General features: G+C 64.0%; 9 protein-coding genes. 7 read left to right on the top strand and 2 right to left on the bottom strand.

Annotation, left to right across the window (positions count from 1 at the left end; genetic code table 11):
• Window positions 1-36: 36 nt before the first annotated feature.
• The gene (locus FJW03_RS08810) at window positions 37-1,557 is read left to right on the top strand and encodes a sensor histidine kinase (protein WP_140760214.1); all 1,521 of its coding nucleotides are present in this window, start codon (window positions 37-39) and stop codon (window positions 1,555-1,557) included.
• A gap of 22 nt (window positions 1,558-1,579) precedes the next feature.
• On the opposite strand, the gene FJW03_RS08805 is transcribed toward FJW03_RS08810, so the two are convergent.
• Complete coding sequence (locus tag FJW03_RS08805) at window positions 1,580-2,578, bottom strand: nicotinate-nucleotide--dimethylbenzimidazole phosphoribosyltransferase (RefSeq protein ID WP_140760211.1); 999 nt, start codon at window positions 2,576-2,578, stop codon at window positions 1,580-1,582.
• 197 nt (window positions 2,579-2,775) lie between these two features.
• On the opposite strand from FJW03_RS08805, the gene FJW03_RS08800 reads away from it, so the two are divergent.
• Both FJW03_RS08800 and FJW03_RS08795 read left to right on the top strand, forming a co-directional pair.
• Window positions 2,776-3,006 (top strand): DUF1289 domain-containing protein, encoded by a 231-nt coding sequence (locus FJW03_RS08800; protein WP_140760209.1) that lies wholly within the window; start codon window positions 2,776-2,778, stop codon window positions 3,004-3,006.
• 10 nt (window positions 3,007-3,016) lie between these two features.
• Window positions 3,017-3,721, top strand: a complete 705-nt coding sequence (locus FJW03_RS08795) for a TIGR02281 family clan AA aspartic protease (RefSeq protein ID WP_140760207.1) — start codon at window positions 3,017-3,019, stop codon at window positions 3,719-3,721.
• A 2-nt stretch (window positions 3,722-3,723) separates the two neighbouring features.
• Here FJW03_RS08795 and dusA read toward each other — a convergent pair whose 3' ends face one another.
• Window positions 3,724-4,713 carry a tRNA dihydrouridine(20/20a) synthase DusA gene (dusA, locus tag FJW03_RS08790; RefSeq protein ID WP_140760204.1) on the bottom strand — a complete coding sequence of 330 codons (990 nt, stop codon included), beginning with the start codon at window positions 4,711-4,713 and terminating at the stop codon, window positions 3,724-3,726.
• Between the two features lie 543 nt (window positions 4,714-5,256).
• On the opposite strand from dusA, the gene FJW03_RS08785 reads away from it, so the two are divergent.
• The 4 genes from FJW03_RS08785 (at window position 5,257) to FJW03_RS08770 (ending at window position 12,480) form a co-directional block, all read left to right on the top strand.
• Window positions 5,257-5,556, top strand: coding sequence for a hypothetical protein (locus FJW03_RS08785; protein ID WP_140760202.1), 300 nt, complete (start codon window positions 5,257-5,259; stop codon window positions 5,554-5,556).
• A 15-nt stretch (window positions 5,557-5,571) separates the two neighbouring features.
• Window positions 5,572-8,643, top strand: a complete 3,072-nt coding sequence (locus FJW03_RS08780) for a beta strand repeat-containing protein (protein ID WP_140760200.1) — start codon at window positions 5,572-5,574, stop codon at window positions 8,641-8,643.
• Between the two features lie 169 nt (window positions 8,644-8,812).
• Entirely contained in the window at window positions 8,813-10,942 is a 2,130-nt protein-coding gene (locus tag FJW03_RS08775) for a type I secretion system permease/ATPase (RefSeq protein ID WP_140760381.1), read from the top strand.
• Window positions 10,939-12,480 (top strand): HlyD family type I secretion periplasmic adaptor subunit, encoded by a 1,542-nt coding sequence (locus FJW03_RS08770; RefSeq protein ID WP_140760198.1) that lies wholly within the window; start codon window positions 10,939-10,941, stop codon window positions 12,478-12,480. The genes FJW03_RS08775 and FJW03_RS08770 overlap by 4 nt, the downstream gene beginning before the upstream one ends.
• Window positions 12,481-12,777 lie beyond the last annotated feature (297 nt).

Here is a 12,777-nt window from a genome sequence, read left to right as displayed (position 1 = left end):
CCTTGAAATCGCTGCGCGCCTAAATTGAAGTTTTTGATGCCCCTGCAACGCTCGAACACAGCGGACAAGTTCATTGTGGACCGCAGGAAACCGCATCGCAACAGCGATGTGGCGCGCGCGGTGCGCAAGACGCGCGACCGTCTTTCGCAGCAGGCGGGCAATCCCGATTTCGACCGCGAACTCCTGAAACTCCACGCCCGCGCCATGACGAGCGGCGCCGTGGTCATCCCGCTGCTTGTCCTGGCGATCGCCGCGGCGGGACGGTTCGCTGGCGTCGGCAACGAGATCGGGCTCTGGGCGCTGTTCACGCTCACCTGCTACACGATCGTCGCCTTCATGGCGCGGCGCACAGAGCGGACGGAGGCTTCCGAGATCAATCCCTCGCAGGCGCGAAGGGAGTTCCTGGCCGGCCATTTCCTTTGCGGTCTCGGCTGGGCCTGGTTCGTCTGGCTCGGCTGCGGCGCCTGCGCCCTCGACCAGTTCCAGGTGGTCAAGGCGGTGGTGCTGCTGCTTGCCATGGCCGGGACGGCGGTCATGGCCTCGTCCCTCAGCGGCGCACTGTTGGCAACCTTCGCCGTACCGGTGGCGCTCTATGCCTATACCGGGGCCAAGCTGTGGATGCCGGTCGAGGCGATCATGGCGGCGCTGCTTGCCCTGTCGTTGCCTTTCTTCGCCTATGTCGCCCGTCACATCAATCGCTCCTCCTTGATGCTGTTGTCGTTCCGCTCCGAAAAGGACGCGCTGATCGCTGAACTGGAAACGGCGAAATCGATGTCGGACGAAGCACGCCGGCGGGCCGAGGATGCCAACCTGGCAAAGTCGCGCTTCCTCGCTTCGATGAGCCACGAATTGCGCACGCCGCTCAATGCCATTCTCGGCTTTTCCGAAGTGATGGCGAACGAAGTGCTGGGGCCGATGAGCAATCCCACCTATCGCGACTACGCCCACGACGTGCATGATTCCGGCCAGCATTTGCTTGATCTGATCAACGAGATCCTCGATCTGTCGCGCATCGAGGCCGGCCGCTACCAGCTCAACGAGGAACCGGTGATGTTGCTCAACATCGTCGAGGATTGCTGCCATATGATGGAGTTGAAGGCACGCAACAAGGACATCCGCGTCGTCCAGGATTTCGAACCGACATTGCCACGGCTGTTCGCCGACGAGCGCGCGGTGCGGCAGATCACGCTCAACCTTCTGTCCAATGCCATCAAGTTCACCGCCACCGGCGGCGAAATCCGCGTCCGCGTCGGCTGGACGGCTGGGGGTGGGCAATACATTTCGATCAAGGACAACGGCCCGGGCATTCCCGAGGACGAGATCCCTGTCGTGCTTTCGGCCTTCGGCCAGGGCTCGATCGCCATCAAGAGCGCCGAACAGGGCACCGGCCTTGGCCTGCCCATCGTGCAAGGGCTGCTCGCCATGCATGGCGGCGAGTTCGAGCTCCATTCCAAATTGCGCGAGGGCACAGAGGCGATCGCCATCTTCCCGCTGAGCCGAGTGATGGAAGAATTACCGGCGCTGCCGACCGCGGCTGTGGCGGCGCGCAGGCGGTAGCAGATTTCAGTGCGCAGTCTGCCTAGCCCCGCACTGCTGCTGCCATTCCCGAACTGGTCAGCGCCGCCGCCTTGACCAGGCCCGCGGCAAGCGCTGCCCCTGCCCCTTCTCCGTGGCTGATACCCAGGTCGAGCAGCGGCCGGAAGCCAAGCAACTCCGCGGCCCTTGCATGCGCGGGCTCCGGCGACAGGCTGGCGAGAACACAATGGTCGAGGGCTGCGGCGTTCGCGGCATACAGCACCGCCGCGGCCGCGGTTGCCGCAAAGCCGTCGAGCACCACCGGGACGTTCTGCATCCGCGCGGCGAGGATGGCGCCGGCTATCGCCGCGAACTCGCGGCCGCCGACCCTGCGCAGCACTTCGAACGGGTCTTCGAGATGGCCGCCATGAAATGCCAGGGCCGCATCGACCACCTCCGCCTTGCGGGCCTGCATGGCCGCATCGGCGCCGGATCCTGGACCAGTCCAATCGGCACCCCTGCCTCCGAACAGCGCTGCGAGCAGGGCGGCGGCGACGGTGGAATTGCCGACGCCGAGGTCGCCAAGGCAAAGCAGGTCAGTGCCGCCGGCGATCGCCTCCATGCCAAAGGCCATGGTGGCCGCGCAACCGCGTTCATCCAGCGCGGCATCCTCGATGATGTCGCCGGTCGGGATGTGCAGGGCAAGATCGAACACCTTCAGTCCGAGATCGTTGGCAATGCAGATCTGGTTGATCGCCGCACCCCCGGCCGCGCAAAGCTCGACCGCGTTGGCGGTAGCCGCCACCGGCCGTGGCGAAATCCCGTGCCTGACAACGCCATGATTGCCGGCAAAGACAGCCATCAACGGCCTCGTCACCGCGGGCGGAGCCCGGCCGCTCCATGCGGCAAGCCACGCGGCGATGTCCTCGATGCGGCCGAGCGAATTGCGTGGCTTGTCGGCCTTGGCAAACAGCGCGCGCACCCGCGCTTCAGCTTTGAGATCGGCAGCAGGCAGGTTGTCGAGCAGGTTGCGAAAATCGTCGAAAGGCAGCGCGCTGGTCATGTCGTGAGCAATCATTCCTGGAGTTGGTGAGCGGCATAGCCGCGTTGCGCGATTGGCACAACCTTCCCTGATCATTGTCCCTGGTTGCCGCAAAGGCGGCCGCGGAAGGCGTGATCGCGAGGGCTTGCATTGGCTTTGCCGTTGCACCATGTGGGAGTGGAAGAGCGGATTCCGCACGGATCCCTCGAGAGAAAGTCATGACAGTCATCGAATCTCCCTGCATCCTGGTCTGTTCGATCGATATGAAAACCGGCTTCTGCTTCGGTTGCGGCCGCACGCGCGATGAAATCGGCGCCTGGATGAGCATGACGCAGGAAGCACGCCGCAATGTGATGGCTGAACTGCCGGCTCGGCTGGAAACGGTCGAGCGCCGGCCTCGCCGGGAAACGCGCCGCACCCGCATGGCGCGCGAACGCGACGCACTTTGATGAGGCGTTGATGGGCCGGTTATTCTGGATAGTGATGGCCGTGATCGGGGTAGGAGTGGTCCTGCTCATGACCAACGATTCCGCCGGCAGCACGCTCGGCATCGAGAATTACGACTTCGGCCGGCTGATCTGGCTTGGTGCCTTCGGCGCCCTCATCGGCGCCGGCCTGCTTCGCTCCGGCCGCCCCTTGGGCGCCATGGCCCGCAACCTCGGCGCTTGGGTGGCCATCGTGCTCTCGCTGGTCGCAGGCTATCAGTATCGCTACGAACTGCAGGATATCGCCAGCCGGGTCACCGCCGGCCTCGTTCCCGGTAGTCCGCTGGCGCTCGGCGTCGAAGACGGTCACGCCACCGTGACCCTCGACAAGGCCGAAAACGGTCATTTCGAAGCGCGCATCCTGATCAATGGCAATCCGGTAAGGGCCGTTGTCGACACCGGCGCGACCAGCACCGTGTTGACCTCGGAGGACGCGCAGGCCGCCGGCTTCAATCCGGCCGCGCTCAACTACACGATACCGGTTTCGACAGCCAACGGCATGGCACGCGCCGCAGCTGTGAAGACCGACCAAGTGGCGATCGGCAGCATCGTGCGCAAGGACATGTCGGTGATGGTCGCGGCGCCCGGCATGCTGAGCCAAAGCCTGCTCGGCATGAATTTCATCGGCTCGCTGTCGGGTTTCGACGTGCGCGGCGATCGTATGATTCTCAGGGATTGAGGTCAGGCCGCTTCGGCTGCGGCTCCGCCGAACTCGACAGCCTCGAAAGCCTTCTTCAGCACGACTGGCCCGGCACCGGGCCGCGTCGCGTCCGTCGACAGGATCTGGCGGTAGCGCCGCGCACCGGGCAGCCCATGGAACAGCCCGACCATATGGCGGGTGACATGGCCCAGCCGCCCGCCCTGCTCGATGTGGTGTGCCGCATAGTCCGCCATCGCATCGATCAGCGCGGCGAAATCGAACGCTTCGGGCTTCGCGCCGTAGAAGGCGGCATCGACGCCGGCCAGAATGCCGGGCGCGTGGTAGGCGGCGCGGCCAAGCATGGCGCCGTCGACATGGTCGAGATGCACGCGCGCTTCTTCAAGCGACTGAATGCCGCCATTGATGCCGATGAATTTATTCGGTTTTCCAGCCTTCAGCCGATAGACCCTGTTATAGTCGAGCGGCGGGATGTCCCGGTTTTCCTTGGGACTCAATCCTTCGAGCCACGCCTTGCGTGCATGCACCCACAAAGCGTCGGCGCCGGCATCGAAAACCCCGTCCGCCAGCGCATCGAGTGCCGGCTCCGGATCCTGTTCGTCAACGCCGATCCGGCACTTGACCGCGACGGGTATTGCTACCGTCGCCTTCATCGCCGCGACGCAGTCGGCGACGAGGTCGGGCACTTTCATCAGACAGGCGCCGAATGTGCCCGACTGAACGCGGTCGGACGGGCAACCAACGTTGAGATTGATCTCGTCATACCCGAAGGCCTCGCCGACGCGCGCCGCCTCGGCAAGTTTTGCGGGATCAGAGCCGCCGAGCTGCAAGGCGACGGGATGTTCCGCCGCATCGAAGCCGAGCAGCCTTTCGCGCGCACCTTGGATAACTGCGTCGGCGACCACCATTTCTGTATAAAGCAGCGCACGGCTCGTCAGCTGGCGATGGAAGAACCGGCAATGGCGATCCGTCCAGTCCATCATCGGCGCGATTGCGAGTTTTGCTTCCAGCATCTTGATTTTATTCGTTTCTGGCAAGGCCGGTCAGTGTTGACCCAATGAACTGCGGCCCAAGCCTATGATCTTGTCATTGCTTTTCAAACGCTTGCCGGGCGAGCATTGCCGCGACCCTGCGGTTTGTTTGCCGCTCGTTTGAATCGGTTTAGACTCACAATTTATTTCAAAATGCAAGAGGCATATTGAATTATCCACAAATTGGAGTAGTTTTTTAGCTCTTGCTAATAAAGGGAGGCAGGCATCCACATTGGGGGCGTGCTAGGGAGGGGGTCATCATCATGGCCTATTTCTTGCCTGATAGCATCCGCCGGCTGCGGATGATCCACGCGCGCAGGATGCGTCCTCGCAGAAATGCCTGATCGGGGCATGAGCGAAGGGCTTGGAACGCCCTCGACGCCCTTCCCCCGATCCATTCCACTACTCCAGTTTCTTTAACGAGGACGCGTAGCGCCTGCCTTGCCGGCGGATGCGCGCCCATGCGGCCGGTTGCCGGCGTTGGGGCCGATTTGCGCCTGCCGCATTAAACCAGGGAGAATCTCGATGGCGCTCGACATCCTGATCCAGGACATCCTAGTCGACGAGCCCACCGACCTAACGGACGACGATATCGATCGGTCCGTTGCGCCGTACAGCGCCAACACCACGCCGCAATATCTTCCAAGTCGCGACGGTCTGGGCGGACTGACCTCACCGGAGGTCAGCTTTCAGGCCGACTTCGTGCAGGCCACGGCAAACGCGGCGGAAACCATCACCGCCGTCGCCGCCCCATCCGCTTGGATGGGTTCAGTGATCATCGGAAATCAACTGCAAACAGGAACGCTCCGGCGCATTGGCCGCTGAGCAGGGAGGTACACCATGTCAATTACCATCTTCGGCAAAGTCATTGAGGACGAAAACCTAGGACTGACAACTCTTGCGACGGACAGCGACGCCACCGATTCCGACGACAACGTCACGCTATACACTTTCCAGACCAATATTTCATCCCCGCTCGGGGACAGGCTGACGGCGCTCGGCATTTATCCCGATACGACCACCGCCAGCGGTACGACCAAGGCGATCGGCATCTCCGAGGACACGACGATCGTCAGCACGACCGACCAGAATTTGCGATTCACCGACGGCAGCGGCTTGGCGTTGAACGGCGTCGACTCCGGCTCCAAGGCCATCGACGGCAACGAGATCTTCCTCTATTCCGACTCGAACCTCGACATCGTGCTCGGCCGCGAGGGGAACGTCGATGGCGCGGACCCAAACGGCACGGTCGCCTTCGCCCTCCTGCTGCAGCCAACGAGCAGCGGCGCGACGATCTGGGTCGTGCAGTACGAAGCCCTCACCAACAAGAACCCCACGGCGAGCGAGGACCTCAACACCCTCAATCTCTCCGACCACGTCTACGTCAGCGGATCGTCCAGCTCCACCACCACCACATCGTTCAACATCGGCACCAAGAAGCCCGGACAAAACTATTGGCTGTCGTTCACGAGCAGCGACGGAACGGCGAAGGTCCTCATGACCGGGCTCGACACGAGCACGTCCAGCCCCGACACCGTCAACACCAGTTCGGTCGGTGACGGCAGCAACACCCAGTCGATCACTCCCGGCGGGGCCTTGCGCTTCGATTTCGTCTCGAGTTTCTCGGGCGGCTCGACGAAGGACAAGGCCTTCCTCACCGACGGTTCACTCAACACCCTCGCCTATACAGAAGGAACGGGGGCGAGCTTCGACATCAGCCAGGTAACCCCCACTGGCAGGTCGGTGAACGTGCAGATCATTGCTCAGAACGAGACCAGCACCACCACCCCATTCGGCAGCACGGAGACGAGCACGTCCACCAACCTGGTCGCGCTCGGCGACATCCAAGTCTACAGAGGGACGACCCTGCTCGCCGATTCGGCCATAGCTGGCGCACAAAACGGCATCACCTTCGGCGGCCCCCCCAGCGCCCCCAATGGGATCGTCAACGGCCTCACCGTGGGCGAGAAGGTCCGATTCACCTCCCTGAGCGGCGCGCAATTCGACCAGTTCGTGGTCGTAAACACCAACCCGCCCAAGGGCGCGGGTTTCGACATCCTCAACGTCACGCAAACGCAGACGACGACGACGCCCACCACCGAGACCCAGGAAGTCGGCTCGCACATCATCTTCGAGGACAGCGTGCCGACCGCCAGCACGAGCACGGTGGCGAAGACGGTCTACGAGGACGGACTGGTCGCGCTGGACGACCCGACCAGCGCGACCACCGGCACGGGCTCGGTCTCGACGCTCTTCAACCCGGGCGTCGACAAGCCGCTCACCTACGGGCTTTCAAGCGATACATCCAGCCTGACGAGCCAGAACCTCGAGTCGGGCGGGCACGCGTTGTCCTATTCGGTCGATACCACCACCGACACCTTGACCGCCTCCTACACCGTCGGAGCGGCTACTACCACCGTGTTCACGCTCGCGCTGACCGAGAACGGCGCGAACGCCGGCGATTTCACCTTCACGCTCGACGCGCCTGTCGATCATGCGCCGGGCGCGAGCGACTCGAAGTCGACCGAGATCGACTTCGGTTCGATCGTCCAGGCGACCGACGCCGACGGCAGTACGGCCACCGCCGCCCTCGCGGCGCTGACGGTGACGGTCGTCGACGACGTGCCGGAAAACTTCACGCCGGTGCCGATCGCCAGTGCGGACAACATCCAGGACGCCGCCGGCTCGACGGCCACCAAAAACCTGACTGGCGGTGCGAATGATCCGTACTCCGCCCTGAACATCGATGACCACGCCGGGGCCGACGGCTTCGGCGCCCTGACCTTCACCGGCACGAACGGCTCGCAACTCACGGGCCAGCTCGACAGCGGCGCGACCGGGACCCCCCTGACAACAGCGGACGGGTCGGCCATCTACCTGTTCGGCTTCGGCACGGGCACGCTGACTGCGACGACCGACTCCACCGGCGTGAACGCTGCGGACGACGTGTTCACCATCACGACCGATCCGGCCAACAATCAGTACACGTTCGACATGCTGCAGGCGATCGGCAACGGCTCGCATACCCTGTTCAGCGACTTCGCCGACGTTCCGGCAGGCGACTACGCCTGGTTCTCGTTGCCGTTCAACCCGACGACGAAGCAGCCGGTCACCCCGGGCATGTCGGTGGTCTTCACCGGCAAGACTGCCGGCACGGACACGGTCAACCCCAGTTCGATCGGCACCGGCACTGACGCCCAGTCGGTCAAGGACGGCAACGCCATCCGGATCGACTTCGTCAACGACGTCCATTCGATCAACACCACGAACGACCTGAAGTCCCTCGGCACTCTCGGCTATGCCGGTCACTACGAGGTCAACGACAGCGGCTTTACCCTGGCCCAAGTCAATGGGTCGGGCGGCCCGAACGCGACCGTCGACATTCGCCTCGACGCCTACGACGTCGTTCAAGGCCCGCTCGCCCAAGGAGGGACGTTCCCGAGCGATTCGGGTCAGGACGCGATCACCGAAGTCAAGCTCGTGACCTTTGACAGCAGTGGTAATGAGACAGTCCTCGCCGATTTCACCGGGACTGGGACGAAATCGATCACCTCCGGCGGCAAGACCGAGTCCGTGACGTTCAATTTCGCACCGACGGGGGACGTCAAGGGCGTGGATGTGGAGGGCCTCAAATACATTCCTGGCGTCTATATCCTCGCCAGCACCGCCGACGGGTTCGACCGCCTGGTCGCTACCAACGTCGACACGACTTACAACAACGCCAATCACTCGTTCGACGTGGGCCCGGTGAGCGCCGGAACCTTCATCGCAGGCTCCGACGTCAATATGGCGTTCAACCTCGCGCTGCAGGACTATGACGCGTACAGCAGCGGCACCAACCTCCAGAGCGGAAGCCTGGTCGAGGCTTCGACCGGCACACTCAACATCAACCTGACAGCGCCCACTGTCTAGGGATGCTTCGGCCGAGCCGGTAACCCGGCTCGGCCCTTTTTTGGGGGTGGCAGTGGACCAAGCGAACAGCGACATGACCGACCTGAGCGCGCAGGCCGAGCCGCCCGAGGCAGCGCGTGCCCCGGCCGAGCTGTCCAGGGTCGAACCCGCGCCGCCGCTATTCACGCCGATGGATTCTGGCCTGGCCGGGCTGGCGGTGATCGCGGGATACTACCGCATCGCCGCCGACCCGGCGCAAATGCGCCATCAGCTCGCGCTGACGGGGCGATTCGCCGCGGCCGAGGATATCGTCCGCGGCGCCATCAGTCTGGATCTGCGCTCGCGCGTCCTGCGCAGTGTCAAGGCGAAGCGCCTTGCCGCCGTTCCCTATCCCGCGATGATCGGCCTCAAGGACGGCACCTTCGGCGTCCTGGCGGCCTCCCCCACGAAGGGGCTCGCGCGGCTGCTCGATCCGATCGTCCGCATTGCCCGGGAATTGCCGATCGAGGACATTGCCGCGCTCTCCTCGGGCGAAGTGGTTCTGGTCACGCGCCGCCTTGGCGGCGCGGGAACCGATCCCAGAACTTTCGGATTCCGCTGGCTCCTGCCCTCGATCCTGCGTTACCGGCGGCCTCTCGCCCAGGTCGTGATCGCATCGCTCTTCGTGCAGCTGTTCGCGCTTATCACGCCGGTGTTCTTCCAGCTCATCGTCGACAAGGTGCTGGTGCATAAGGGGGTGTCCACCCTGACGGTGCTGATCGTCGGCCTGATGACGCTGGGACTGTTCGAGTCGGTCCTGCAATTCCTGCGCGCCTATACGCTGAGCCATACAACCAACCGAATGGATGTCGAGCTCGGCCGGCGCCTGTTCCACCACCTCTTTCGCCTGCCCCTCGCTTATTTCGAGACGCGCGCAACCGGTCAGACGGTTGCGCGCGTGCGCGAACTCGAGACGATCCGCGGCTTCCTAACCGGACAAGGCCTGACCTCGCTGCTCGACCTCGTCTTCACGGCGATCTTCTTCGTCGTGATGTTCATCTATTCGCCCACACTGACGCTGGTGGTGCTCGGGACGATCCCCGTCTATCTCCTGATTGCGGTGCTGATCCGCCCGATTCTTCGCGAGCAGATCAATGAAAAGTTCAACCGCGGCGCGCGCTCGCAGCAGTTTCTTGTCGAATCGATTGTCGGAGCGCCGACGCTGAAGGCGGCGAGCGTCGAGCCGATGATGCAGGCGCAATGGGAAGAGCGGCTCGCGTCCTATGTCCGCACCTCGTTCGATGCCGGTGTCACCGGCGCGCTCGGACAGAACCTCATCCAGTATGTCAGCAAGGTGACGACGGCGCTGATCCTGCTCTTCGGCGCACAGGCGGTGATCAACGGCGCGATGACGGTCGGCGAACTGATCGCGTTCAACATGATCGCCTCCCAGGTCGTTGCCCCGATTCTTCGCCTCGCTCAGCTCTGGCAGGACTTCCAGCAGGTGCAGGTTTCGGTGGCGCGGCTCGGCGACATCCTGAACACGCCGCCAGAACCGATGCCTCAGAACCTGCTGACGCTGCCGCCGCCGAGGGGCGGGATCGACCTGCGCGGCGTGTCGCTTCGCTATCGGCCCGACGCGGCTGAGGCGCTGCGCAATGTCACGCTGTCGATCGCCCCGGGCGAAGTCATCGGCTTTGTCGGTGCGTCGGGCTCCGGCAAGTCGACGCTGGTCAAGGTGGTGCAACGGCTCTATTCGCCGCAGGCAGGCCAGATCATGCTCGACGGCATCGACATCGCCCAGCTCGATCCGGGTTGGCTTCGCCGCCAGATCGGCGTCGTGTTGCAGGAGAACATCCTGTTCAACCGGTCAATTCACGAAAACATCGCGCTCGGCGATCCCGCCGTGGCGCGGGCATGGGTTATTGAGGCGGCCAGGCTCGCCGGCGCCGACGAGTTCATCGCGCAGATGCCGCAGGGCTATGACACGATCATCGAGGAGCGCGGCGCCAATCTCTCGGGCGGACAGCGCCAGCGCATCGCCATCGCCCGCGCGCTCGCCACCAATCCGCGCATCCTTATCTTCGACGAAGCGACCTCGGCGCTGGACTACGAGAGCGAGCGCATCGTCCAGGAGAACATGCGCGCGATCGTGCGCGGCCGCACGGTGCTGATCATCGCCCATCGCTTGGCGGCGGTGCGCCCATGCACGCGCATCGTCGGAATGGAAAGGGGCGCGATCGTCGAGATTGGAAGCCACGAGGAACTCCTCGCGCGCAAAGGCGGCCTCTACGCCCGGCTCTGGGCGCTGCAGTCGGATCAGGCGAGGGGCGGGGCATGAACCAGAGAACCGAGCCGCCCCCTCCCGCATCGCCACAGCCGGCCGCCCGACCCGCGGTCATCTCCGGCCGCGATCGCGAATTCCTGCCGGCGGCGATCGAGATCCTGGAAACGCCGGCACCGCCGCTGTCGTCGGTGACCATGTTGACGATTTGCGCCTTCTTCGCGGCCGCGCTCGCCTGGTCGTTCTACGGGCGGCTCGACGTGCACGCCGTGGCGCCCGGCAAAATCGACACGGCCGGCCATGCCAAGGTGGTTCAACCGCTCGACCCGGGCAAGATCGCCGCAATACGCGTCGAGAATGGACAGCCCGTGAGGGCGGGAGACCTGCTTCTGGAGTTGGATCCGGCTGAGGCGGCGGCGGAAGAGAAGGCGAAGCGCGATGAGTTCGATGCGATCCTCGCCGAAATCGCGCGCCGGCGATTCGCTATCGCGACGGCGCGCGCGGTGCTCGATGGTCCGGCGAGATCGGGCGAGGCGAACGAGCACGAGGTCGTAATCGCACAGTTAGCGCAAGCCGCGGCCGACCCCCAGCCGCAAATCGTGTGGGGAACCGAGTTGCCGGAGGCGATACGCCTGCGGGAGGCTTCAGTGCTGACGGCAGACATCAACCAGCTCATCGGCGCCTTGCAGAGCCTCGACAAGCAGAGCCTGCAGAAGGAAGCGACGCGTCAGCGCCTCGGGATGAGCATCGCCTACCAGAACAAGGCGATCGAAACGCTGACAAAGCTCGTCAGCACCCGTCAGGAGGCGCTCGATCGCCAGGTCGGCAGCAAGGTCAATCTCTACGACTCAACGGAGCAGCTGGAAAAATCACAATCGTCGCTCGCCTCGGACCAGGGGCAACTGATCGAAACCGATGCCGCGCTGAAAGAGCTCGCGAGCGAGAAGATCGTGACACTCTCGCAATTCGCAGCCGACAACGAGAACAAACTCGCCGACGCCGAGCGCAAAGCGGACGAAGCCGAACAGGCCGTCATCAAGGCAAGCGCACGCCTTGCGCATACCAAGCTCTATTCGCCGATCGACGGCATCGCACAGGAGATCGCGGTCACCACGGTCGGTCAAGTCGTGACCACCGGGCAGCAGCTCCTGGTCGTCGCGCCGACGGCGCGGGCGCTTCAGGTTGAGGCGCTCGTCGCCAACCTCGACATCGGCTTCATCAAGCCCGGCCAGAGCGCGGTCATCAAGGTCGACGCCTTCCCCTTCACTCGTTTTGGCGTGTTGCACGGCACGGTCACGCGCGTCGCCTCCGCGGCGGTCGAGGAGCAGGAGGCCAAGCGTGGCTTCGCCAACGCCGCAGCCGCCGCCAATACGGCCGGCGCCGCGCCCGCCGGCCAGGCCGGCCAGCCCCAGAACTTCGTCTTCCCGGTCACCATCGCGCTTCAGGAACAGGCTATCAACATAGACGGGGGGATGATCCCTCTGGCTTCGGGCATGACGGTGACCGTGGAAATCAAAACCGACAGCCGCCGCGTCATCGATTACTTGCTCTCCCCGCTCGCCAAGGTTGCTTCGGAGGCGTTCAGGGAAAGATGACGTAATGGCGCACAAGACAAAGAGTTAAAGTGCGTCGATCGAGATGGCACCCGCAAGCATACACTTGCAACGCGGCGCCCAACGCGGCGACCGGGCCGCTGACGCCTCGTCATCACAATGAATGGCTACTTCAGTGAGAACTCGTGCGATCGTGTTCAGATTGGCAGGCACCGGAGCGATGCTGCCACCGCATATGCCGGCTCTGGTTAGCAGGCCCGATTAACTCCCGGTCAAGTGGCTCGGCACCCGCCGACCTGCCCTGAGGGTCAAACGCGGCAACGTCGCGCCCGCAACGGG

Origin of the sequence: Mesorhizobium sp. B4-1-4, assembly GCF_006439395.2 — a bacterium.
Lineage (GTDB): Bacteria > Pseudomonadota > Alphaproteobacteria > Rhizobiales > Rhizobiaceae > Mesorhizobium.
This window is presented reverse-complemented; position numbering and strand designations above follow the sequence as displayed.

Bases quoted from the DNA above. Each gene is read 5' to 3' on its own strand.
- FJW03_RS08775 (WP_140760381.1), top strand. From the start codon at position 8,813: ATGGATTCTGGCCTGGCCGGGCTGGCGGTGATCGCGGGATACTACCGC.
- FJW03_RS08780 (WP_140760200.1), top strand. From the start codon at position 5,572: ATGTCAATTACCATCTTCGGCAAAGTCATTGAGGACGAAAACCTAGGA.
- dusA (WP_140760204.1), bottom strand. From the start codon at position 4,713: ATGCTGGAAGCAAAACTCGCAATCGCGCCGATGATGGACTGGACGGAT.
- FJW03_RS08770 (WP_140760198.1), top strand. From the start codon at position 10,939: ATGAACCAGAGAACCGAGCCGCCCCCTCCCGCATCGCCACAGCCGGCC.
- FJW03_RS08805 (WP_140760211.1), bottom strand. From the start codon at position 2,578: ATGACCAGCGCGCTGCCTTTCGACGATTTTCGCAACCTGCTCGACAAC.
- FJW03_RS08810 (WP_140760214.1), top strand. From the start codon at position 37: ATGCCCCTGCAACGCTCGAACACAGCGGACAAGTTCATTGTGGACCGC.
- FJW03_RS08800 (WP_140760209.1), top strand. From the start codon at position 2,776: ATGACAGTCATCGAATCTCCCTGCATCCTGGTCTGTTCGATCGATATG.
- FJW03_RS08785 (WP_140760202.1), top strand. From the start codon at position 5,257: ATGGCGCTCGACATCCTGATCCAGGACATCCTAGTCGACGAGCCCACC.
- FJW03_RS08795 (WP_140760207.1), top strand. From the start codon at position 3,017: ATGGGCCGGTTATTCTGGATAGTGATGGCCGTGATCGGGGTAGGAGTG.